Source organism: Leptospira vanthielii serovar Holland str. Waz Holland = ATCC 700522, from assembly GCF_000332455.1.
Classification (GTDB): domain Bacteria; phylum Spirochaetota; class Leptospiria; order Leptospirales; family Leptospiraceae; genus Leptospira_A; species Leptospira_A vanthielii.
The window spans coordinates 1-21,980 of sequence record NZ_AOGY02000038.1 but is presented as its reverse complement, the minus strand read 5'-3'; the positions used below and the strand labels follow the sequence as shown (position 1 = coordinate 21,980).

The window sequence follows — 21,980 nt, the reverse complement described above, 5'->3', positions numbered from 1 at the left end:
GATGATACGGTTTTTCTCCTTATTAATCCTCATTTTATCTTTTGTACGTGTTGTACCTGCTGAGTCTCGCGAGGTCAAAAAAAAACCAACACACGCCATACCTTCCAATTATTTTGTGAAAAAAGAGGAAAAGAATTTTTCCTTACTGATGGAAGCCAGACGATTCGGGAGAGGCGAAGTTATTTTTCTTCGTTTAACTCCTAAAGATAAAAAATGGATCAACGAATCCTACAAAGTCAGTTGGTTGGGAAAAGATGTGATCCTGACTAAAAGGGAAAAAAGTATGGTGGCTTTTTTACCCATTTCTCCAGACACTCCAGCGGGTGCGATGACTTTGGAAATTGTATCAAAAATCTTTTTTGTCAAACGGGGACAAAAACAATACCAGATCATTTTAGAACCAACGAAATTCCAAGTAATCAAAAAAAACCAACAGATCAAAGTAGATGAGAAGTTTGTTACCAAAGAACTTCCGAAAGAAACGTTAGATTTTATCCAAGAATGTAAAACTGCAAAAGAGGTTGCCTTCTCAAAACAAAGTCGTTTACAGTTTGGTGGTAATTTCAAAAACCCTTTGGAAAAAATTTTTATCACTAGTAAATTCTATGTTAGGCGAGACTATAATAACAAACAGGGCCGCCCTCATGGTGGTGTAGACTTTCGGGGCAAATCAGGAACACCTGTGTTTGCGATCCAAGATGGAGTAGTAGTCCTTGCACGTAAAACCTACTACGAAGGAAATTTTACAATCGTAGATCACGGGAATAAGATATTTTCTTTTTATATGCACCAAGATGAAATCAAAGTCAAAGTTGGTGATACAGTGAAACAAGGACAAGAAATTGGAACTGTTGGTTCTACTGGAATGTCTACTGGACCTCACCTCCACTTAGGAGCAAAGGTAAACGATATCCTAGTGGATCCACTTTCCTTAATTGCTTTGCAATCGATTTCCGAATCGAATTGAAGATAGAAAATCACGAATGCCTTGTTCGTGAATTTCGCCTTTTTCCAGATTTTCTGTGATATGTAACAATAGTTTGTCGTGATTGGGTGTGTCCACAAGGAGGAAACCCGTTTTTGCGTAACGAGGTCTTAGTAGGTCGTAAAATGTCCAAAACTTGGATGTGAGAACAAACGGTTCTAATTCCTTTTGTTGGATTTCTTGGATGTCTTCAATATCGCCTTTACTGACTTGTATTTTCAAAAATTCAGAAAACTCTGAGATGGCTTGGTTTTCTTGAAAACCTATGTAGTCAGGAAAATAGAAGATACGAACAAATGGATACCGTTCCGCATCATGGTCACTGAAAGCAAGGAGTCCCGCAATTTGCCCTGCACCCGTTTTGTTTTCCATCGTTAAGTCTTCCGGCTTAAAAAAGTAAAATCCGTCGGGGAGAGTAAATCCCAATTGGAGTTCTTCATTCCAATATTGGTTGTTGTCAGTGACCGTCCAACCATTCAGATCCTTTTCTTCAATTTGGTATTTGTTTTTGAAAAGTAAGTAAGCCGACAATACTTCTGCACCCTGTAAGGCTTTAAAGGCAATCAGCGCATTACTCGCAATTAGGCAGGCGGCCACCAGAAGACGAGCATACTCCGCAAGATGCAAAACACGAATGAGAAAAGCAATGGCGATAAATAAAAATAAAAATACAGTTCCGGCCTCAAATACCAAAACTTCTGCAAGCCATAGAGCAAAGATAAAAATAACTACGACACCCAACTCAATGATGGGATGAAAAGTATCGATCCAATAACGTTGGATGACATACAAACTAGCATAAGTGATGAATAAGCCAACAACGAGAGAAACAATACAGAGGGCAAAAATGTAGTGCCAAGGCAAATGGGATTCATGATAAATAAAAAAGGGAATGGCAATGAGTGAATATAGAATGAGAAGGTTTCTTGAGGTTTTGGGTGCTAAGAACTTGGTAAAGAAACCACTTGCATGATTTTGGATTTTGGTTAGTATTTGTTTCATGTCGGCGATCACAGACTTCTTTCAAAAAATCCAAAACCAAATTCTAGAAATCCAAACTACCATCAACCAGATCAAAACCAGTTGGGAGAATTTTCAAAAGTTTTGGGATTTGTTTTTTACATTAGTCCCTTGGGAAGTTCTCCTCTTATTCATCTTTTCTGTCATCCTCCTTTCCGTTTTCAATTCAGTTTCTCCCAAAACTCCGAAGGCCAATCTCACGATTGCAGTTCTGTTACTCGCATCCCTTTGGATCTATTTTTGGGGACTATTTTCAAAAGAGGTTACTTATGCCAAGGTCATCATAGCGTCCTTATACATTTTGGTTCCTTTACATGCGATAGGTTTGTTTCAGCTAGTTTTCCTATGGGGGAAAAAAAGGTATTGGAACAAAAGGCGGATCGAACCAAAAAATTGGGAGTCTGCCCTCCACCAACTTTCGTTGGATTACCACCAATTGGTAGGTAAGGCCCATTTGTATCATGGAGAAATTCAAGAAAATCGGGACAGTTTGCACCAAGAAATGGAACAATTGGAACTATCACTAAAAGGAATTAAATCTCTTCTTTTGCAAAAGGAGCAATCGATAGTTAAACCATCTGAGTAAAGATAATGTCCAATTTTCTAATGAAAAAAAATTTTAGCGTTAGTGAGAGCCTGTAAAACCTAGAGCTAAAAGAAAGATAAAAAATAAACAGATTCCGTTGATTCCATTCATTAGTAGAGATAAGATAGATATTACATAGAAGGAAACGTTTTGTTTTCTTCTAACAACCATTCTATATAGGACCCATCCAATTCGAATTAGGGAAACAAATTCTAAAAAAACAATTCCATAAATTAGAGATAGTTCCACTTTGTAAGAGAAATAAAAAATTAAACTCACTATTGAAAGTAACCAAAGCAAAAAATCAGGGAATAGGATTTTCATTTGCTTTTTTATCGCATAACGGTCGATCTACTTCCACCAATCAGTTTAGGATAAAAGCCGAGAGCCCCTTGGACATCATGATCATGTGCGGGGATCACTTGTAACTCTGGATTTACTTTTATAAGTTCGTGAACTCGGGAGATTTCTTCTCCGAGAGTGGTCGTGTCATAATCCACTATCCAACGGGCACCTCTGGGTTTGTGTTTTTTATTAAGAAAACCTTCTTTTCTCCAAACTATATCTCCTGTAAAAAAGAAAGTTTCTCGATTTTCGGTATGTAAAAACAAACCCACTGAACCTTCGCTATGCCCCTTCATAGGAACAAAAACGGCCGTCCCGTCTCCAAACCAATCCAAACTCTTCGGATAAGAGGCATAAGGTATATTGTGAAATTGTAAATGGTTCCAATTCACAGAATCCCCATCAAATTGTGAGGAAATATAACCTAATTCGATTTTCGGATTGTTTAATTCACCAGGTAAAGAATGGATTTTTGCCGATGGAAAGTCTTTTAGTCCACTTGCATGGTCCCAATGGAGGTGCGAGAAAAAAACATCTTGGATTGAATCAGTTTTTATACCATTGGATTCTAACTGTCCGCTTGCGGTTTGTATCAACTGGTAGTCCATGAGTAACTTTAAATACAAAGGAAAAATCTGGAATTGTTCTTTGATTTTGGTTCCAAGACCAGTATCGAATAAAAAATTTCCTTTGGGATGTTGGACGTAAAAACCTGAGTGAGCCACAGTGACTACCTTAAGAACGGACCCTCCCTCAATCACAAAGGCTTCTAAAGTTTTTGCCTCTCCTGTTTTCAGAATCGAAAAAACCAACTTTGATTTTTCTTTTGGTTTTGGAATGAGAAAGTGAGTTTCTTTTTCGACCGAGCGTGTAGCTGCGATATTTTCATTGGGGTATCCAAGAAAATAGAGAAAGAAGAGAAAAAGCGAAACAATGGTTAGGCTCGTGGCAATCAAAGTTTTTGAGGAGAGTTTCATATTCGATAGGTATCCTTAATAAAAAATTAATTTTGTTTGAAGAGTGATTCGGCAGTTTTTGCGGCCACACGAAGTGGTTCTGGAGACTTTTGAAGTTTGGAAAGTAATAAGGCTCCTTCCCATAAAGAAAGTAAGGAAAGAGAAAGACTTTTGGCGATGCGAGGAGTGTATCCCTTATCAAGAAGATAGGATTCAAAAGTTTTTAGCCAAAGCGAATAGACCTCGCTACATGTTAGTGAAACTATCGGGACAGAACCTGCTGTTTCCATAGCGGTTGTCGCAATCGGACATCCTTTTTTGTATTCACTCGAAACAATCCTTTCTTCCAAAGCATGAAACACCTGTTTAATGGCTTGGGTGGGAGAATCGGTTCCTGCGAGTACGGATAAAAAAAACAAATTCAGCTGATTTCCAGAATGGAGGAGGGCAAGGCTCGTGAGTTCGTCTTTCCCACCTGGAAAGTGAAAGTAGAGAGAACCTTTTGGAGTGTTGGTTTCTTTCCCGAGCTCACTCAGTCCACTTGCCCCATACCCACCCGTTTCTAAAAGTTCGGCCATAACTTCAATCATCCGTTGTTTTGTGGATCCACCTTTTTTGCCCATAGGTCATTCCTTATAAAAATAATAGACCGGTCAACATAAAAAATTCAGATGACTAGGTTTTCCGAAGATTGAAACCATTTCGCTCCGATGGGTTCGATTTGTTTTGGAGGCAAAATTTCCCAAAGAATAAATCTCATTGTTTTTTTGAATAGCGGCCGATAAACTAAGTAGTACGGATTTCGGGACGAAGTATGATCAATAAGAAGCCATCGCTTACAGGAAGACAAAAGGCCGCCATCTTTTTGGTTGCTGTTGGAAACGATGTGGCATCCGAAATTTTCAAACACCTCCGTGAAGACGAGATCGAACAAATCACGTTCGAAATTGCTCGTTTAGATAAAATCACTCCAGAAGACAAAGAAAAAGTACTCGTTGAGTTCAATGAACTCATGATGGCGCAGGAATTTATCACCAATGGTGGTATCGATTTTGCACGTGGTCTTCTCGAAAAAGCTCTCGGAAACCAAAAAGCCATCGATATCATCAACCGTTTGACATCGTCCTTACAAGTAAGGCCGTTTGACTTCATTCGTAGAACAGACCCGGCCCACCTCCTCAACTTTATCCAGGGGGAACATCCGCAGACCATAGCCCTTATTTTATCCTATTTGGATCCGCAAAAAGCATCCAACATTCTCTCTAACTTACCGCACCAAATCCAAGCGGAAGTGGCCAAACGGATTGCGACCATGGACCGGGTATCACCGGACGTACTTCGAGAGGTAGAACGAGTGTTAGAACGTAAACTCTCCACTCTTGCATCTGAGGATTATACTTTCGCTAGGGGTATCGATTCTGTGGTAGAAATTTTGAACTTGGTAGACCGGGGAACTGAGAAAACCATCATTGAAGCCCTGGAAGAAGAAGATCCGGAACTTGCCGAAGAGATCAAAAAACGGATGTTTGTATTCGAAGATATCGTATTACTTGATGACCGCGCGATTCAAAAGGTAATGCGTGAGGTAGATAACACCGATTTGGCGAAAGCATTAAAGTCGGTAGATTCCGAAGTGCAAGATAAAATCTTTAAAAACATGTCCAAACGTGCCGCAAACCTACTCCGAGAGGATATGGACTTTATGGGTCCTGTTCGTTTGAAAGATGTGGAAGATGCACAGCAAAAGATTGTAAACATCATTCGTAAACTGGAAGAAGCGGGCGAGATCGTTGTGGCTCGTGCGGGAGAAGACGAACTTGTGGTTTAAGTCGCAAGTTTTGCTTTGATTACTGTAGGAAACCGATTCTGTTAGTAAATTCGAATCTTCCTAATTCTCTTTACTTCGGTTGCTGAACTTTCCCCACTTAGGCGGAAATTCGATGAGTGCATCCTTCGGAGAAATTTCACCACGTTCTAATCTTTGGTTGAGAGTGATGAGTTTGTGCAGGTTTCCCATCGAAAATGAAAATTCGGTGATATCAAAATCATCCAAACGTACTTTGGCATTCCTGCAGAACAATTTGAGTTCCGATAGAATCAAAGTAACCCTTGCATTGGCATAACGAGCTACGATTTCTTCAAATTCCTCTTCATTGAAAAATTCCTTTTCTAAGTCATAATCGAATTCTTGTCGGATGAGATCGATGAGAGAGAGTCCTAGTTCTTTAGCGACCAAAACGACATAATCGAACTTAGATCGGATCCAATCTTCGGATTCCAAGAGTTCTACGGCAGAACGAGGAATATTCAATTTTTCTGATAATTCGATTCTAGTAAGTTTTCGTCTCTCTCGGTAGTTTCTGAACTGGTTTACTTTTTCCATGTTTTAAAAAAAATTCTAAATTTCCGTTAATAACGGTCTGAAAAGGCTCCAAAAACGTTTTGAACGTTCTGAAGGAATAAGATTCGCATGGATAGGGTTGACGTTCTCTTCGAAAGAACTGTTAGGCTCAAATTACGCTAAATTTCCTTTCTGGAGTCCGCCACCGAGGTTAGCCTAGGTGGTGTGCTCGTTTTTTCCAGCCTTTTCTTATTTCTTCCCCTCGAATTCTTTATTTTTCCCATGTTTTGCAAGGAAAGAGCCGTGGATCGGCTGTATTTCTCCTATTTTATAAGCACAGAGACTGTTTTCTTTTTAGAATAAAATTAGAAAAAATTCTTTCTTATCATTATCAATGTTTACGATGGAATCTCTTAGAAAGGAAACCTTTGATGAACAAAACCCAACCTTTTAGAATTAGTTTACTCTTAGTTTGTCTTGCACTATATTCTGCCAACTGTGCCTCTGTGGAATCACCTAATCGTTTGCGTAAAGAAATCGATTTACAAGGCCACCGCGGGGCAAGGGGACTCAAACCAGAAAACACTTGGCCAGCTTTTGAAGAAGCAATTAAGTATAAGATGGTAACCTTGGAGCTTGATACTGTTCTTACCAAGGACAAACGAGTGGTCATCCACCATGATTCCGATACCAATCCTGTCATTTGTCAAAACGCAGATGGTAAAGAGATTAAAAAAACATCTCTTTATGAACTGACATTAGCTGAGTTACAATCCTATGATTGTGGATCTAAAAAAAATCCAAACTTTCCCAAACAAATTCCAGTTCCTGGAACCAAACTTCTTTCTTTGGAAGAGTTTTTTGAAAGGGTATTGGCTACTGAAAAAAAATCAAAGGAGATTTATGAATTCAACATTGAGACAAAATTTCCAGATGACGGATCGGCTCCCGATAGTTTGGTAAAAGAACATACAGAAAAACTAATTCAAATCATTGAAAAGTATAAAGTCATAGACCGATCCACCATTCAATCCTTTGACCTTCGTACTTTATCGGTTTCTAAATCAAAAAATCCTAAAATCAAAACTAGTGCTTTGTTTGTTCCCACTTACTTTCAAGGTTTTTTAATGACGATTGGCCTCGGAAATGGTTATCGTGAAACTATTCTATCAGCAGCAAAAGACAAAAAAGCCGATATCATTTCCCCATACTTTTTGTATGTCACACCTAAGTTTGTGAACGAGTCACATAACAATTCTATGTTGGTCATTCCATGGACAGTCAATACGGACAAAGAAATGAAACGACTCGTTTCCTGTGGTGTGGACGGAATCATCTCTGATTATCCCGATTTGTTAGATTCAGTGGTTCGTAAAAAACCTTAGATTCCCCAAACCACCGTACAAAGCGAAGAATAGAGTGAGAGGTAGTTCGTTGCCTCTTTTTCGATTCGATAGATATCTACAATTCCACCGGCATTGGCTGCCGTTCCAATGCTGGCATTACCAGAAGTAAAAAGAAATCCATACCGCTTTATACAGGCTTTTCCTTTTTTTAAAGGTAGTTTTGGCAAATTTCGCTCGGATAAACCCAAGGAATAGGAGGCATAAAAAAGTCCTGTAGGGCCCAATCCCTGTGGTTGTCCCAAATTCACACAACCGGTTGTAAAGATACCAAGAAGAACTATAAACCCAAAAGTCAGTGAATGCCGAGAAATCAGTATCGTTTTCATTCGTTTCCTGAGATCTCTACACATAGGTTCGCATAAATGCCGAGGATGGAAAAGGTTGTCCAATTGGTTTCGGTTACATTTTGAATTTTGGATCTAGACTTTAGAAATTCAAAAGAGGCATCGCCATAGGATATAAGTCCGAGTACAGAGTGTACGCAAGAAGTAACTCTTCGTTTAGAAGGTTCACCTGTCCCAAAAATTCCGATTTTTGCTCTTGTATACAAAAACCCCCTGGGTCCGAAACCCGGAGAAGCACAGTTGCCAAAGAACAAACTAGAAATCAAAACTAGTAAGATAGAAAAATTAAAAACTCGATTCAAAGAATTTCCTTAGTTGTTAATCAGTTTTTTATGTTTGTTTTTTATTTGGATGCATTTTTTTTCTGAATCAATTTGTTTCAAAAGAGTTTTTTTGATCGGTGCGGTAAGCCTTGGATGGTTGCCTGTAAACTTCTTTAGAATGAGCAGTGTCTCATCAGTACAAAAATCGGGTGCCAAACTTTTAGCAAAAGCATCCAAATAATTTTCATCTTCTCCCCGATTGAACTGGTCAAGTGCATCAAAATATGTATTTAAAAAACTCAGTTGGATTTCTTTTTGGTTTTCGGGAAAAAGGGAATAGGAAACTACTCTGAGAGTTGAAGAAGAGAATTGACTCGACTTAGGATTGAGAAGAATTTGAATCCATTTTTCTTTTACAGAACGATTGGGTTCTGCCCCTTCGGCCGCCAAACTAGAGTTTACTCCACGACTAGAAGGATCTACTTTTTTCTCTCGTTCGATGATGGATTGGATTTGGATTCTATCTGTTTCTAGGGAACTGAGTTTTACAATGAGACTCCATCGTAGGTCTTGGTCGATTTTTAATCCACCAACGATGAGTTTATTCTCTAAAAAATCGTATAAACGTTTTTTACTTTTCGTTGTATAGGTAGAGTCAATGAGCGAAACAAAGAGGTAACGTTGTTCATCACTTCCCGGTTTTGCCTGGTTTAGTTCTTCCCATAAAAAACTTTGTAAAGCATCAAAGTCACGAACCCTTTTTTCTTCGGGAAACCAAAAGCGACTGGTTACATAAGTAAAGCCGTTGTCTGAGGCCAAACGAGATAAAATCCAACGTTTGATTTTGATATCCGATTCTTTTGGATACAGACGGATAGCCGTGTCTTTGAATTCATCAAATGTGATATTGGCGAGTAACACTTGTCCAAAATAATCAGTCCACAAAATGAGTTTTCGCATGGGGTCTGTATCATATTCTAAAACATATTCCAAATTTTCCTTGTTAGGTTCTGTCCATTTCCAGATTGCAAAGTCATGGTCTTCGGCATTGATAAAACTATAATCAGGACAAGATTTTACAGGAAAAATGGCACTAGTCGAGCGACCAGAATAAATCACGGGAACTTCTGTAAAGGAAAGTTGTTTGTTTGGTTTATCAAAAAAATAAAGTCCGAGGATGGTTTTGTGATCTCTGAGTTTGTTTTCTAAACCAGGTGCTGATTGGACAATTTTCCAATAGAACTGGTTATCGGCACAAAGGGTTGTGAGTTCTACTTGGTTTGTTCCTTTGGTTTCCAACCAATCTTTGGACCATTTTTTCATGGGAAACCCACTTGCAAATTCCAGTTCCTTTAAAAAGTCTGTGAGTGTAGAATTCGAATAGGAATACTTACGAAGGTAATTTTGCACTCCACGCTGAAAGGTATCTTCACCGATAAAGTAAACCAATTGTTTGAGGACAGAAGCCCCTTTTCCATAAGTGATTCCATCAAATTGGGTGAAGGCTTCTTCTGTATCGGATACTTTTGCTTCTACGGGGTGGTTAGTGATAAAACTATCTTCTTCATAGGCCCATTGTTTCATTTTTTCAAAAAAACTAATCCAAGTTTCTTTGAATTCGGAATTTTTTGCTTGGGCTAAACTTGCCATATAGGTCGCAAAACTTTCATTAAGCCATAATCCATTCCACCATCGCATGGTGACTAAGTTTCCAAACCACATATGTGCCATTTCATGTAAAACCACATCAGATAGGTTTTCTCTTTGTGATCTGGTCATGGGAGCCCGAGACACAAAACGTTCAGAAAAAGTAACAGCTGCTACATTTTCCATCGCACCAAAATTAAATTCGGGTACAATGACTTGGTCGTATTTTAGGAAGGGATAAGGAATTCCAAAGTAAGAATTAAAAAAAGCAAATCCTTCTTTGGTAAAGGTAAACCAGTCTTTGGGATCTACATATTTGCTAAGTGACTTTCGAACAAAAAGTCGCAAAGGGATGGATTCAAATTGATCTTCCCAAACTTGGTAAGGTCCTGCGTGCAGTGAAAAAACATAGGTTGCGATTTTTGCTGATTCTGGAAATGAATGAGTTACCTCTTCTGAGTTTGTGCCTTTGGTTTGCGATTGGGGAAGAGTGGTAGAAATTACTTTCCAATTTTTTGGAACGGTCGCATTCAGTTGGAAGGTCGCTTTTAAATCAGGTTGGTCGAAACAAGGGAACATTTTGTTCGCATGGAAGGCTTCAAATTGGGAATAAAGATACACTTCTTTATCGTCTGGATCAGTGAACTTATGAAGCCCATTCCCCGTTTTCGCATAAGGGGTTTCAAACAAAACTGTGAGAGTGTTATTTCCTATCATAACGTTATTTGCCGGAAGTTGGATATGGCCGTTTTGGAAAGGAAGGTTTGTTAAATCTTCTTCATTCAGAATGATCGATTTGATTTTTCCTTCATAATAATCCAAACGTAGGTCTTTTAGTTTTTTTCCCAAAAATCGGATTTTGACTTTTCCTTCGAAGGAATCTTTCGGAGTTAAATGGACATCCAGTTCATAATGAATGTCTTCTAAAATTTCAAACCGACTTTCGGCCTCGGATTGTGTTAGGTGGTAAACTGGTTTTTTGAGACGGCAATCCAAAACCAAAACAATTGAAAGTAAGGATAGAATTTGTAAGATTTGTTTCATAGAAGCTCCGTCTCGTTATGGTTGAAAGTTACGATATAAAATGGCCCAGTCGATGGACTTTCGATTTTTCCATTCTGGTTCGCTATAGTATTTGCCACCAATGGAATTTAGGATCATTTCCATATAATCTTCGCCTGGATCAAAGTCTTTTGCATTTAAGAAAATGGAACCGCCCCATTTTTTTTTGGCTTGGGTATGGCTAAAGACACCGATTAAGTCTTCCACTTTTTCATTTGAGAGAGGGATCTTGTATTTGGATGTGAGCTCAATCACAAGGTCTTTTACAGTTTGGATTTGTTCTGGTTGTTTTAAAAGTTCTTCTGTATCTTTGGCCACAATTTCGATTTGGATACAATTGTCGTTTGTACCTGTGGCAGCAGCAGCTCTGTCTTCGAGAACGTCCACTAGTTGATAAGCCTTTCCGTTATTGTCCACCATGATAGATGCAGTTAGGTTTCTTGCTTCCAGTGTCCGGAGGGATTTAAAATATTCAGAAATGGCAGTGTAATGTAAAACAACACAACTAGGTTTGATTTTTCCACGGAATAAATATTTGACTCTGTATTCTTCAGGGGGGAAACCCCTCTCATCTTTTTCAATTCGTGATATGTTGATCTTTTCTGCTTTTGTGATCCCTCGGCCATTGGTGGGTTTGAAGGTTTCTTTTAAAATTTCTTTGTTTTCTTTTTTTAAGACCCAACCAGTAACAAAACGATCCTTCCAATCATCTTCTTTGTAGAATTTTCCATCAATTTCTGAAAGGATTTGTTTGAGGGCAAGTTCACTCCCGCAAGGAGAAAAATCCACAAAGCCACCAAACCTTCGTTTGGTTTGATTGTGAGTAAAAACTCCACGTTTAGAAATAACATCGTAGTTGGATTTGGGGATATCAAGTTCTTCGGTCAAATAAGAAATAATTTGGTTCAAGACACTGCGTTGTTTGCGATTGTTATAGAGAGTTTCTTGGGTGCCTTCGTATACTATATGAATGGATTCTAAATCAATTCCAGGGGCGGCCGACCATTCATGATTCAAAAAATTAGGATCTCCAAAAATAGTACCTTCCGAGTCCACGTAGACATGAAACATAAATTGATTGTCCACAGAAAGTTTCAGGAAATTAGGGAACGTTCGTTTTCCTGAATTATGAAGGATGATGGCAGAAATAGATTTTGGATCCCTATGTTTGGAAAGTGAGTTCCATTTTACATTCTTAACCGACTCTAGTTCGCTATAGGATACTAAACCTTCGATGCGAATGGATGGATAGTCTGGCGCCTTTCGAAAAATACCAATACATCCAGTGGAAATAAGGAAAATGAGTGATAATTTTACAAGATTCTGACACAATGGGTTCAAAATCATAACAAGGAAAAGAGACTTGGAGCCGTATACACCCTTTACTCTGTCGCGAAATCGTTTCTTAAAGTTTTCTCTCAAATGTTTTGCCCTAACTGCAGTTTCAATTCAAGGAGTGAATTGTGGTCCTGGACTTACCACTCCCACACTCAGGGGAATTTCACCAGAACAATACCACAGTTTTCGTAGCTTGCAAGAAGTCTTCCTCCAAGACAACCCCATTCCGAATTTTGATCTAGGGCTTGCTTTGGACAATTATGTATATGGTCACCCCTATCCCATTGAAACAGAAAGCATTATACAACTGTTAGCTAGCGTTCCTTCCTCAATTTTAGCGGCCATGGCCCTTGATTTTTCTTTTACTCCGATTGTAAAACTTCCCATGGAAAAAAGGATCAAACGATTGTTAGAGTGGAAACATTCTTCTCTCGGTCTCAAACGTGGTGTTTACGCCATTCTTAGGCAAATTTCATTTTTCCTTTTAAGTTCCGACAAAGAGTACCAAAAATTTGTCGGTTATATCCAATAAGGCGGGCTATATGGGAATTCCTATTTTTAACCAAAAAATTATCACTCCAAAAAAACATTCAGACATTATCAAAGAAAACAAAATCCAAAACGGAAAATGGGAACTGAGTGCCGATGTTGTTGTCATTGGCTCTGGCGCTGGTGGAGCCGTCGCAGCGAGCGAACTCGCACGTAACGGTTGGAAGGTGGTCCTCATTGAAGAGGGAAGTTACTTCACCCCTGCACAATTCAATTCTGATGAATTTATCTCGCAAGCAAGACTCTATCGAGATGCAGGGTTTATTGTTACGGAAGAACAAACATTATCGATTTTGCAAGGGAAATCCATCGGTGGTTCCACTACTGTCAACTGGCAAACATCTTTATATCCTCCAGACTATGTAACAACGGAATGGAGTGAACGATTTGGATGGCAAGGATATTCAAGAGAAGAAATGGATTCATTTGTTTCCGAAGTACACCAAAGATTAGGTGTTCATGAAGTCCCTGACAATTTAGTTAATGCCAACAATAATGTCCTTCGTGTGGGGGGTAAAAAAATCGGCCTCACACCACAAGTGCTTCGAAACAACAACCGAGGTTGTATTGGGCTTGGTCGGTGTGGACTTGGTTGTCCTATCAATGCCAAACAATCGGCGTTTTTAACTTGGATTCCCGATGCGATTGAAGCCGGTGCGATTGTTGTTTCCAATATGCGGGCCGCAAAAATTAAAGAAGGAAAAATCAAAACTGTCATAGCCGAGTTTACACCTGATGCTTATGAAACTGCTCCTTCAGAAGTAATTGAAATTATGGAAATCAAAGCGCCGGTTGTGATTGTGAGTGCCGGTGCCATCGAAGGACCTGCTCTTTTACAAAGGAGTGGGATTGGAAATGGATGGGTAGGTAGAAATTTAAAAGTCCATCCAACATCCACTATCTTTGGTAAGTTTGAATCTGAAATCAAAATGTTTCAAGGCCCACCACAATCCATTGTAATCAAAGATGGTCATAACCAAAATGGGACTGGTTACGGTTTCTGGTTGGAAGCGGCTCCTTACAGACCTACTCTTGCTTCTTCTCTTGTTCCTTTTTACGGCAAACAACAGTTTGATGTCATGAAGGACTACACTAAATACAATGCAGGGATTGTTCTTGTCCGCGATGGTGCTGATGGGGAAGCTAATGCGAGTGTTAAGTATAGTTTAGGAAGACGAAAGGTGTATTTTGAACTAACACCCACAGACGGCCTCAATATGCTGAAAGGATTAAAGGCTCTTGCGGAAGTGACAGTGGCAGCAGGTGCGAAGGAACTCATTTTTCCTTTTACAAGGTTTACAGAGCCTTATAAAGTCACAGGAAACGACAACTTTGATTGGATTTTGAAAGAAAGTACGAGACCGGGTGACCTAACTGTTGGTTCTGCGCATCCGCATGGGTCTATTCAGTCTGCAAACGATCCAGAAAAGGGCGCTGTTGATTTAAATTTGGAAATTTATGGTCATAAAAACATATTTGTCATGGATGCCTCAGTTTATCCTACAGGACTTTCGGTGAACCCACAAATAACGACAATGAGTATCGTTCTCAGAGCATCGAGAAATTTGGCCGCACAAAAAGAAGAAAGAACGAAGATCTAACTTTTTTCCAAAAATCCCTTTCATTCCCATGGGTTCTAACTAGTTTGGAATCCGTGCGGAAATATCTTTCCTTAGTTTTTATCTTTGTAATCCTTCACACTACAGTCTTTGCGATTGACAGTGACGCAATGAAGGAAGGCAAAAAAGCTTTCTCAAAAAAAGCTTACGGCGAAGCGATTAAAAAATTTACAAAACATGCCGACTCACACCCGCAAGACGGTGAAGCCTATATGTATTTGGGATATATTTACGAATATAAAAAAGATTATCCTAAATCCATTCAAAACTTCAGAAGAGCTGCCGATTTGGATTTGGACAAAGACCAAAGAAAAACAGTCCTTTTAAAACTCGCACTTTTTTTTAATTACCACCAAGATTGGAATTTGTCTGCAACTTATGCGGCGCGTTATCTAAAATATGATTCTAAAAATGAAGAAGTACAAAAGATATACAACCGTGCTGTGGGAAATAAAGGGAATCCTTCTTATACTCAAAACTATACTCATACAGTCAGAGTAGAATCTAAACCTACAGAACCAAAACAATCGGATTCAAAAAAAGATACTTCGAAAAAAGCAGAAGAAGTTTCCGATAACTCAGAAGGTACAAAACCAAGCGAGTATTATGAACAAGTTTTAGTAGGCCAACCAAATTTGGAAGATGTACGTTGGGATTATGTTTTAGCATTGTTTGAAGAAAAAAAATATGATCTAGCGGAAAACAATCTTAAAACTCTGATCGAAAAAAATCCATCTCGTTCGAGATATCACTACAAACTAGGGATTGTAAAACTAAGGCAAGATGATCCTAAATCAGCAATTGAGTCCTTTGAACGAGCTAAAAAAAATCCATTTTCCAAAGACACTAATGTTTTTTTATACTATGTATACCTGAATGAAGGTATCGCCTTTCAGAAGTTAGCTGAATTAGATAAAGCAGAAACTTCCTTCCAACTGGCATACAAACAATTACAAAAAGACCCTCCACTTTTGGCTTTAGCAAGATTGTATGAACAAAAATCTGATTGGGAGAATTGTATTTCTTCTGCGGACAAAGCCCTTTCTCTCAATCCAGAACAAATAGAATCTCATATATTTCGTTTTGTCTGTATGTTTGAGGCCGGAAAAAGAACTAAAAAATTCGAAACGAGTTTTGCTAAATATTCTGAATTTATTGATTCAAAATATCCTGACTTAACCCAAACCCCAGAAAAATACCAAGTGGGTTTTATTAAACTCGCTAGGCGTTATACGGAAACCAATGCTTTCGACAAAGCTGAAACCTATTTTTCTGTTTTGGAAAAAGTTCCGGCAAATTTAGAATCTAGAGAGTTTTTATTCTATCGTGGTCGGAATTATTTTTATTCAGGAAAGGTAGACGCGGCCATTTCTATCTTACAAAAAATTTCCGGTTCTTCTTCAGGATACTACCTGCTTGCTAGATGTTATTCTAAAAAAGGAGATCTTTCCAAAACCAAAGAACAATTTAAATTAGCTGCGGATTTAAAACCTGAGTATTGGACTTCTGAATCTTTGGAGAAAGATTTTAAAGATGTTTGGAAAGATCTTAGTTTTCGAGAATTTATTAAAACAAAAGCAGGCACAATTAGTGCCCAGGCTCAACCATAAACTAAAACCTCGGGCAGGGATCACTGTTCCAAGGACAGTTACTGTCTAATCTTCTTTTGAATCCTTTCCAGAACTTGGACTTTTAAACAAATCGGCTCTTAGTTTTTTAAAAGTATCCACGGAAATTTGGCCAGGAGCTTTTGCTTCACCTAATGTCATATAGGTGAAAGAAGAGTGAAATTTATCACCGAAAACTCGAGAGATGATTCCAAGTTCTCCCATACAAATTCCGATCATTGTATTGGATTTTGATAAAAGTTTAATATCATTTAAAAAATCTGCTGTTTCTTCAATATCTTCCGGTGTGATGGCAAACTTAAAGATTGGGTTTTTCTTTTTTACAGGTTTTGCTTTATTAATATAATTCATCATTTCATTCGCGAGGATGGATTTTTTAAACGAATGGTAGGAATAAATAATCCGATAGTTAAGAGTATCATAATTGCGAAAGATCGTATCTTCGCGATTCAATTCGATATCTAGGTAATTGGCATTATCATTAAAATCTTTTAGAATCCCTTCCACATCTTCATGAAAGAGTTTAACATAAGAGCGAACGCTACTATCTTCTGCCCTGCGGTAAGTAAAAAGCACGGGAAGACCTAAAGCTTTTAGCTTTTTCTTCATTTCTTTTTGGATGTAGTTTCTAGAAAAAAGATCCAATCGGACTTCGATCACATCGACTTCTTTTACATCTTTTTTTTGTAAGTGACGAAGATCATCTTCACCTACGGAAGCTATGATTTTGTAAGATTCTGGCATTATTTCTTATAGTCCTCTTTGTAATAAATCGTGAAGGGAAATCATTCCTACAAATAAACCCGTTTCATCCACAACGGGAGCAACGGAAATAGGACGTTCTCGACCTTCCATTTTAATTAAAACATCATAAGCTTTTTCTTCTGGTCGGAAACTGCTTGGATTTGCATTCATCATATCTTTTGCAGTCACAGTAGGTAACAGTGTTTTTTTACTTAGATATTTTCTGATATCGTAATCAGTGATAAGACCAATGAGTTTAGAATGGGAATCCACAACACCTGTGGCTCCAATCCCTTTTTCCGTAATTTCTTTGAGAATGGTTTCAAGATTAGCATCCACAGGAATCGATGCGTTTCTTTTTCCTTTTCGCATAACATCTGATAGGTACAAAGAAAGACGTTTTCCAAGTCGGCCTGCGGGATGATATAAAGCAAAGTCATTCGCCTGAAAATTTTTTAATTCCATCAGTGCCACAGCAATCGCATCCCCGAGAACAAGGGCAATAGTTGTGCTTGATGTGGGTGCCAAATCCAAAGGACAGGCTTCTTTTAATACGGGAGTGATGATGACAATATCAGAAAGGGATGCTAACTTGGATTTGGCGTTTGCAGTGATTCCTACAATTTTTGCTCCAATTTTTCTGAGTGTGGGCAATATGTAATTGAGTTCTTCGGACTCTCCACTTTTACCGATAGCAAGGACTACATCATCTGGTCCTACAATTCCTGAATCTCCATGAGAGGCATCCGTTGGATGTAAAAAATAGGCAGAGGTTCCTGTCGAAGAAAGTGTATGGGAAATTTTTTTGGCAATGTCTCCGGACTTACCAACACCAGTGACAATTACTTTCCCCGATGAATTTAAAATTAAATCGATACAGTCTTTAACAGATGGATCTAGCTGGTCACGAAAATGAACCAGAGATGAAATTTCATCATCGAGCGCTTGTTTTACGATAGATAGTGTATCTTTTTCTTTCATACGAGTAATTCCTCCCAGGCTAAATCATCCACTTTGATTTCATGAGTAATCGCAGTGTCAATTCCTGGAAACCTTAGGACCACTAAGGTTTTATTTTTAACTTTTAAAATTTCCAATGTTTTGCCACTAAACGCTCCACTAACAATACGCACCAATTTCCCTTTTTCCAAAACCGATTCCGGCCTTACCTTTAGTGAGTCTGCATATTTCTGAAGGCCTTCTTCTAATAGATCTAATTCCTCTTGTGACACCGTTGCCGGTTGGCCCTTATGAAATACAAAATGATGGGAACCAGGTAATTGGAGGACTTTATTTTTATCTCTCCAGAAGACAATTTTTACAAAAATATAAGAAGGGAGTGTGGGTGTATGGATCCACTTAAACCTGTCGGTCCATTTTTTTCTTTCTTTGCGAATGGGAACATAGTTTTCTAGAGTATACTTCGTGAGTAACTGGCTTAGCTTTTTTTCTGCCCTGGGTTTGGTATACACAATGTACCAAGCACTTTCTTCTATTGGGGGGTTAGTCTCGGACATCTAAACGGAACCTAATGGGTAGAACAAATTCTTTACCTTTGGAATATTGGAACTGCCAATCGGCTAGCTGCCGACGCACCTGTAAATCAAAGACCGCATACCTACACTCGGTGACCACTGCAATTTTTTCTAGAGTACCATCTTCTTTAAGGTAGAGTTTATAAATGCAAACATCTTCTAATTTCTGTTCCAAAGCGAGTGCGGGGTAACTCAAACGGTTTTGGAATTCGGAGATCTCGTCTTCCAAAGTTTTTGTCCCTTCCTCTTGTGAGGGATTTCTAGAGTCAGACTCAAGGGATTTTCCAAATCCAGAAGAAAATTGCAAATGTATGGTCGATGCAGTCCCACCTTTTTTCCATTTTAAAAATGGCGAATCTATGTCCCTTTGCTGGCTATAGGCAATTAGAGCGAATAGTAACACAAGGTGAAATCCAAAAGTTATGATCAGCGCCTTATATTTCTGACCTTCAAAGAGAATGTGCATCCCAAGATCATGAAAAACTTTATTGGAGAGAATGCAATCTCCATTTTCATTGTCCGTATATGCCTTCAAGTTGGGGAAAAATTTTTCGAGTATCTACGTTTGGTGAGTCCCACGGAACTTCCGTTGGGGTTGTTGTGGATGGGGTTCCAGCGGGCCTTCCCTTTCCAGAAGAAGAAATCCAAAAAGATTTAACGCGCCGTAGACCCGGCCAAAATGATCTCACCACTCCACGTGATGAAAAGGATCGTATGGTTGTGGAATCGGGAGTGTTTGAAGGAAAAACTACCGGTAGCCCCATTCTTATGAAGGTGAACAACCAAAACACAATTGGTAGTGACTACGATGAAATGGCACATGTCTTTCGTCCTTCGCATGCAGACTATACATATTCAGAAAAATACGGACACCGTGCCCATGTAGGTGGTGGTAGGTCTTCGGTTCGTGAAACCATAGGACGAGTGGCTGCAGCGGGTCTTGCTCGGGTCATCTTAGAACGCGAGTTAGGTATCTACACAGTCGGTTGGGTAGATGCCATTGGCCCCATTGATTCCAATATTAGTGAATTGGAATATCCTATTTCAAGGGATATTGTGGATAAGTTTCCGACAAGATGTCCTAAACAATCGACCAACGACGAAATGGAAACTCTTATTCGCAAACTTCGGGATGAGGGAGATTCTGTGGGTGGGGTGGTAAAAATTGCCGTTCGGAATCTACCTCCAGGTCTGGGTGATCCCGTATATGACAAGTTAGATGCGGATTTAGCAAAAGCGATCCTTTCTATTTCTGCTTGTAAGGGATTTGAAGTGGGTTCAGGGTTTAGTGGTACTCGCCAAACAGGTAGCATACACAACGATGAGTTTTATATTGAAGAAGGAACGGGAAAAGTAAAAACTAGAACTAACAATTCTGGTGGAATCCAAGGTGGAATTTCAAATGGAATGGATTTGATTCTTCGGGCAGCTTTCAAACCAACTTCGACCATCAAAAAAGAACAAAAAACCATTAACGATAAAAACGAAGAAACCATCCTCAAAGCAAAAGGACGTCATGATCCTTGTGTGTTACCAAGAGCCGTTCCCATTGTGGAAGCTGTGGTAAATCTTGTGCTCGTAGATGCTTACCTTTACCAAAGAGCATTGCAGCCGAAATGGTTTATGAAATATGCAAATTTAGATTCTATACCAGAACAATAAAGGAATCATAATACAGATGAGCCGACCAAAAGTTTATAAAGTCCTCCTCCTCGAAGATGATGAAAGTAGTGCTAAACTATTATTACATACTTTGGAAAGATATAACTTTGACGTCACTCATGTCGTGGATGGAATGTCTGGGCTTACTAAAATTCGAAACAATAGTTTTGATTTAGTGATTAGCGATGTGAATATGCCTTATTTGGATGGGATTAGCTTCTTAGAGAAAGGAAAGGATATGTTAAAGATGACACCTGTCATCATGTTATTCCAGTTCAGATGAAAACGCAATTTTGCTGACCTAAATTAAGCTAATACTCCAAGCCGAAAATGGAGATTAGAGATGGAAAAACAAGTAAGAGAAAGACGTACGTTCAAAGCGGATGACAAGATAGGCATCATCCGAAAACACCTATTAAAATCAAAGTTGGTAGCACCTGTGATGAATATCGGATTCATCCAACCATGATGCAAAATTGGTTAAAAATAGTATTGGAAGCAGGACGCGAAGCATTGGCTGGGTCGAATCAAAAAGAATCCAATGAAAACAAGAAACTGATAGAAAAGTATGAAAAGGAACTGGAGAGGAAAAACAGAATCATAGCCGAACTCACAGGGGAGATCATCGACCTAAAAAAAGAAGCTGGGGAGCTCTGACAGGATTACATGTTTCGACTGCATTAAAGCATGAGATTGTAAATACCTTAGATCGGCTGAAAGAGGCGTCAGGTCTCCCCATCAAATACCTGTGTAGTAAAATAGATGTAAATCCAGGCAAGTTAACTGTTTGGAGAAAATGTAAAAACAAATCACCAAAGAAAGTAATTCCAAAATCGCATTGGATAACACCAGAGGAACGAAAGGCAGTTGAAGATTACAAACGAAATCATCCATTCAAAGGATATGTTCTTTTGGCATGGATGATGATTGATGAAAACATAGCATATATGTCTCCTTCTAGTGTATATCGCATTCTGGTGGACTGTGGTTTAAACCGCAGATGGCAAAAGCCCTTGGGAGAATCCAAGAAAACAGGTTTTGATCAACCTAAAGCTATTCATGAACACTGGCATATGGACATATCATATATCAATTTTAAAGGAAGTTTTGTTTACTTGATATCAGTGTTATACGTGGCGTCACGTGCAGTCCTTGCATGGTCAATCAGTACCCGAATGGAGTCACTTGATACACAGTTAGTTTTATGGGACGCATGCGACAAATGGCTTGGAGGCGATAAGTCAGTAGCGGTTCGTCTTATAACTGACAATGGATCTCAATTCTTGACTAAGGAATTCAAACAAATTTTGAAAGAATTTTCTATCCATAATGTTCGGACTTCTGTAAATCATCCTCAGTCCAACGGGAAACTAGAAAGATTTCATGGAACCATTAAGACTGAGTTAATCCGTGAAATACCAATGTATTCACTCGAACAAATTAGAGAAGAAGTTGGTAAATGGATTGAAGAATACAATTCGCTAAGACTTCATTCTGCAATCGGTTACGTAACACCTATGGATGTGTTTTATGGTCGCAAGGAAAAGATTTTAGCAGAAAGAAAAGAAAAACTACTTGAAGCAAAATTGAAGAGAAAAGAATACTCGGTAAAGGCTAATATAAGGCTTGTTGCTTAGCTTAATTTTGAATCTCAAAATTCTGTTTTTCACTGAACTAAGACACAAATATATCATGATAAATTGAAAAGCAATGTGATATTTCATTCAGAAATTCTCGTCTTAAGTTTTTATCTCTTTCGATTAGTTCTCTTATAGCGCTGAATTTTAGTTCACGAAAGGCTATTTGATAGGCTATAAAACCTGCAAATAGAATACCACCTATGATTAGACATTCTTTTACTATCTCTAGAAAATATTTAATATCAAAGCTGCAGTCCATAGATAATAATTCAATAAGTTCAATCATTTATTAATTTCCTTCATTTCGGCT

Annotated in this window: 26 protein-coding genes; 12 read left to right on the top strand and 14 right to left on the bottom strand. The window is 38.7% G+C overall.

Annotation, left to right across the window (positions count from 1 at the left end; translation table 11 throughout):
* The first annotated feature begins 1 nt into the window (after position 1).
* The gene (locus LEP1GSC199_RS07815; protein WP_002980391.1) at positions 2-967 is read left to right on the top strand and encodes a M23 family metallopeptidase; all 966 of its coding nucleotides are present in this window, start codon (positions 2-4) and stop codon (positions 965-967) included.
* Here LEP1GSC199_RS07815 and LEP1GSC199_RS07810 read toward each other — a convergent pair.
* Positions 932-1,987 carry a hypothetical protein gene (locus tag LEP1GSC199_RS07810; RefSeq protein ID WP_002980295.1) on the bottom strand — a complete coding sequence of 352 codons (1,056 nt, stop codon included), beginning with the start codon at positions 1,985-1,987 and terminating at the stop codon, positions 932-934. The two genes, LEP1GSC199_RS07815 and LEP1GSC199_RS07810, sit on opposite strands and share 36 nt — an antisense overlap.
* Between LEP1GSC199_RS07810 and LEP1GSC199_RS07805 the strand changes: the two genes are divergently transcribed.
* Positions 1,986-2,591, top strand: a complete 606-nt coding sequence (locus tag LEP1GSC199_RS07805; protein ID WP_002980488.1) for a hypothetical protein — start codon at positions 1,986-1,988, stop codon at positions 2,589-2,591. The genes LEP1GSC199_RS07810 and LEP1GSC199_RS07805 overlap by 2 nt on opposite strands.
* 39 nt (positions 2,592-2,630) lie before the next feature.
* On the opposite strand, the gene LEP1GSC199_RS07800 is transcribed toward LEP1GSC199_RS07805, so the two are convergent.
* The 3 genes from LEP1GSC199_RS07800 to LEP1GSC199_RS07790 are packed head-to-tail and all read right to left on the bottom strand — an operon-like array spanning position 2,631 to position 4,515.
* Complete coding sequence (locus LEP1GSC199_RS07800) at positions 2,631-2,915, bottom strand: hypothetical protein (protein WP_002980257.1); 285 nt, start codon at positions 2,913-2,915, stop codon at positions 2,631-2,633.
* Between the two features lie 8 nt (positions 2,916-2,923).
* Entirely contained in the window at positions 2,924-3,913 is a 990-nt protein-coding gene (locus tag LEP1GSC199_RS07795) for an MBL fold metallo-hydrolase (RefSeq protein ID WP_002980328.1), read from the bottom strand.
* A gap of 26 nt (positions 3,914-3,939) precedes the next feature.
* On the bottom strand, positions 3,940-4,515 hold the full coding sequence (locus LEP1GSC199_RS07790) for a TetR/AcrR family transcriptional regulator (protein ID WP_002980341.1): 576 nt from the start codon (positions 4,513-4,515) through the stop codon (positions 3,940-3,942).
* 191 nt (positions 4,516-4,706) lie between these two features.
* Between LEP1GSC199_RS07790 and fliG the strand changes: the two genes are divergently transcribed.
* Positions 4,707-5,720 (top strand): flagellar motor switch protein FliG, encoded by a 1,014-nt coding sequence (gene fliG / locus LEP1GSC199_RS07785; protein WP_002980429.1) that lies wholly within the window; start codon positions 4,707-4,709, stop codon positions 5,718-5,720.
* A 60-nt stretch (positions 5,721-5,780) separates the two neighbouring features.
* Here the strand turns inward: fliG and LEP1GSC199_RS07780 are convergent, their stop codons facing one another.
* On the bottom strand, positions 5,781-6,275 hold the full coding sequence (locus LEP1GSC199_RS07780; protein ID WP_002980307.1) for a helix-turn-helix domain-containing protein: 495 nt from the start codon (positions 6,273-6,275) through the stop codon (positions 5,781-5,783).
* A gap of 389 nt (positions 6,276-6,664) precedes the next feature.
* On the opposite strand from LEP1GSC199_RS07780, the gene LEP1GSC199_RS07775 reads away from it, so the two are divergent.
* Entirely contained in the window at positions 6,665-7,618 is a 954-nt protein-coding gene (locus tag LEP1GSC199_RS07775; protein ID WP_002980365.1) for a glycerophosphodiester phosphodiesterase, read from the top strand.
* Here the strand turns inward: LEP1GSC199_RS07775 and LEP1GSC199_RS07770 are convergent.
* The 4 genes from LEP1GSC199_RS07770 to LEP1GSC199_RS07755 are packed head-to-tail and all read right to left on the bottom strand — an operon-like array spanning position 7,615 to position 12,377.
* A complete protein-coding gene (locus tag LEP1GSC199_RS07770; RefSeq protein WP_002980315.1) occupies positions 7,615-7,965 on the bottom strand; it encodes a TRL domain-containing protein in 351 nt (116 codons plus the stop codon). The genes LEP1GSC199_RS07775 and LEP1GSC199_RS07770 overlap by 4 nt on opposite strands.
* Complete coding sequence (locus tag LEP1GSC199_RS07765) at positions 7,962-8,285, bottom strand: TRL-like family protein (protein ID WP_002980463.1); 324 nt, start codon at positions 8,283-8,285, stop codon at positions 7,962-7,964. The genes LEP1GSC199_RS07770 and LEP1GSC199_RS07765 overlap by 4 nt, the downstream gene beginning before the upstream one ends.
* 9 nt (positions 8,286-8,294) lie before the next feature.
* On the bottom strand, positions 8,295-10,937 hold the full coding sequence (gene pepN / locus LEP1GSC199_RS07760; RefSeq protein ID WP_002980277.1) for an aminopeptidase N: 2,643 nt from the start codon (positions 10,935-10,937) through the stop codon (positions 8,295-8,297).
* Between the two features lie 15 nt (positions 10,938-10,952).
* The gene (locus tag LEP1GSC199_RS07755) at positions 10,953-12,377 is read right to left on the bottom strand and encodes a peptidoglycan recognition protein family protein (protein WP_002980400.1); all 1,425 of its coding nucleotides are present in this window, start codon (positions 12,375-12,377) and stop codon (positions 10,953-10,955) included.
* Here LEP1GSC199_RS07755 and LEP1GSC199_RS07750 point away from each other — a divergent pair.
* The 3 genes from LEP1GSC199_RS07750 to LEP1GSC199_RS07740 are packed head-to-tail and all read left to right on the top strand — an operon-like array spanning position 12,319 to position 16,071.
* Positions 12,319-12,825 (top strand): hypothetical protein, encoded by a 507-nt coding sequence (locus tag LEP1GSC199_RS07750; RefSeq protein ID WP_198288765.1) that lies wholly within the window; start codon positions 12,319-12,321, stop codon positions 12,823-12,825. The two genes, LEP1GSC199_RS07755 and LEP1GSC199_RS07750, sit on opposite strands and share 59 nt — an antisense overlap.
* 10 nt (positions 12,826-12,835) lie before the next feature.
* Positions 12,836-14,443, top strand: a complete 1,608-nt coding sequence (locus LEP1GSC199_RS07745) for a GMC family oxidoreductase N-terminal domain-containing protein (protein WP_002980324.1) — start codon at positions 12,836-12,838, stop codon at positions 14,441-14,443.
* Between the two features lie 44 nt (positions 14,444-14,487).
* Positions 14,488-16,071, top strand: a complete 1,584-nt coding sequence (locus tag LEP1GSC199_RS07740) for a tetratricopeptide repeat protein (protein ID WP_002980412.1) — start codon at positions 14,488-14,490, stop codon at positions 16,069-16,071.
* Between the two features lie 45 nt (positions 16,072-16,116).
* On the opposite strand, the gene LEP1GSC199_RS07735 is transcribed toward LEP1GSC199_RS07740, so the two are convergent.
* The 4 genes from LEP1GSC199_RS07735 to LEP1GSC199_RS07720 are packed head-to-tail and all read right to left on the bottom strand — an operon-like array spanning position 16,117 to position 18,903.
* Positions 16,117-16,833, bottom strand: coding sequence for a type I 3-dehydroquinate dehydratase (locus LEP1GSC199_RS07735; RefSeq protein ID WP_002980497.1), 717 nt, complete (start codon positions 16,831-16,833; stop codon positions 16,117-16,119).
* Positions 16,834-16,839: 6 nt separating this feature from the next.
* Positions 16,840-17,814 carry a KpsF/GutQ family sugar-phosphate isomerase gene (locus LEP1GSC199_RS07730; RefSeq protein WP_002980424.1) on the bottom strand — a complete coding sequence of 325 codons (975 nt, stop codon included), beginning with the start codon at positions 17,812-17,814 and terminating at the stop codon, positions 16,840-16,842.
* Complete coding sequence (locus tag LEP1GSC199_RS07725; protein ID WP_002980299.1) at positions 17,811-18,350, bottom strand: UpxY family transcription antiterminator; 540 nt, start codon at positions 18,348-18,350, stop codon at positions 17,811-17,813. Before LEP1GSC199_RS07725 ends, LEP1GSC199_RS07730 begins: the two co-directional genes overlap by 4 nt.
* Positions 18,337-18,903, bottom strand: coding sequence for an LIC_10042 family TonB-like protein (locus LEP1GSC199_RS07720; RefSeq protein WP_002980363.1), 567 nt, complete (start codon positions 18,901-18,903; stop codon positions 18,337-18,339). Before LEP1GSC199_RS07720 ends, LEP1GSC199_RS07725 begins: the two co-directional genes overlap by 14 nt.
* Here LEP1GSC199_RS07720 and aroC point away from each other — a divergent pair.
* The 5 genes from aroC (at position 18,894) to LEP1GSC199_RS07700 (ending at position 21,667) form a co-directional block, all read left to right on the top strand.
* Positions 18,894-20,030, top strand: a complete 1,137-nt coding sequence (aroC, locus tag LEP1GSC199_RS07715) for a chorismate synthase (RefSeq protein WP_002980493.1) — start codon at positions 18,894-18,896, stop codon at positions 20,028-20,030. The genes LEP1GSC199_RS07720 and aroC overlap by 10 nt on opposite strands.
* Before the next feature lie 16 nt (positions 20,031-20,046).
* A complete protein-coding gene (locus LEP1GSC199_RS07710; RefSeq protein WP_002980489.1) occupies positions 20,047-20,313 on the top strand; it encodes a response regulator transcription factor in 267 nt (88 codons plus the stop codon).
* A gap of 60 nt (positions 20,314-20,373) precedes the next feature.
* A complete protein-coding gene (locus LEP1GSC199_RS22080; RefSeq protein WP_002980313.1) occupies positions 20,374-20,499 on the top strand; it encodes a hypothetical protein in 126 nt (41 codons plus the stop codon).
* Entirely contained in the window at positions 20,496-20,687 is a 192-nt protein-coding gene (locus LEP1GSC199_RS07705; RefSeq protein ID WP_002980453.1) for a hypothetical protein, read from the top strand. Before LEP1GSC199_RS22080 ends, LEP1GSC199_RS07705 begins: the two co-directional genes overlap by 4 nt.
* A gap of 263 nt (positions 20,688-20,950) precedes the next feature.
* On the top strand, positions 20,951-21,667 hold the full coding sequence (locus tag LEP1GSC199_RS07700) for an integrase core domain-containing protein (protein ID WP_051999747.1): 717 nt from the start codon (positions 20,951-20,953) through the stop codon (positions 21,665-21,667).
* A gap of 37 nt (positions 21,668-21,704) precedes the next feature.
* On the opposite strand, the gene LEP1GSC199_RS07695 is transcribed toward LEP1GSC199_RS07700, so the two are convergent.
* Positions 21,705-21,956 carry a hypothetical protein gene (locus LEP1GSC199_RS07695; RefSeq protein WP_039926322.1) on the bottom strand — a complete coding sequence of 84 codons (252 nt, stop codon included), beginning with the start codon at positions 21,954-21,956 and terminating at the stop codon, positions 21,705-21,707.
* Positions 21,957-21,980: the final 24 nt, after the last annotated feature.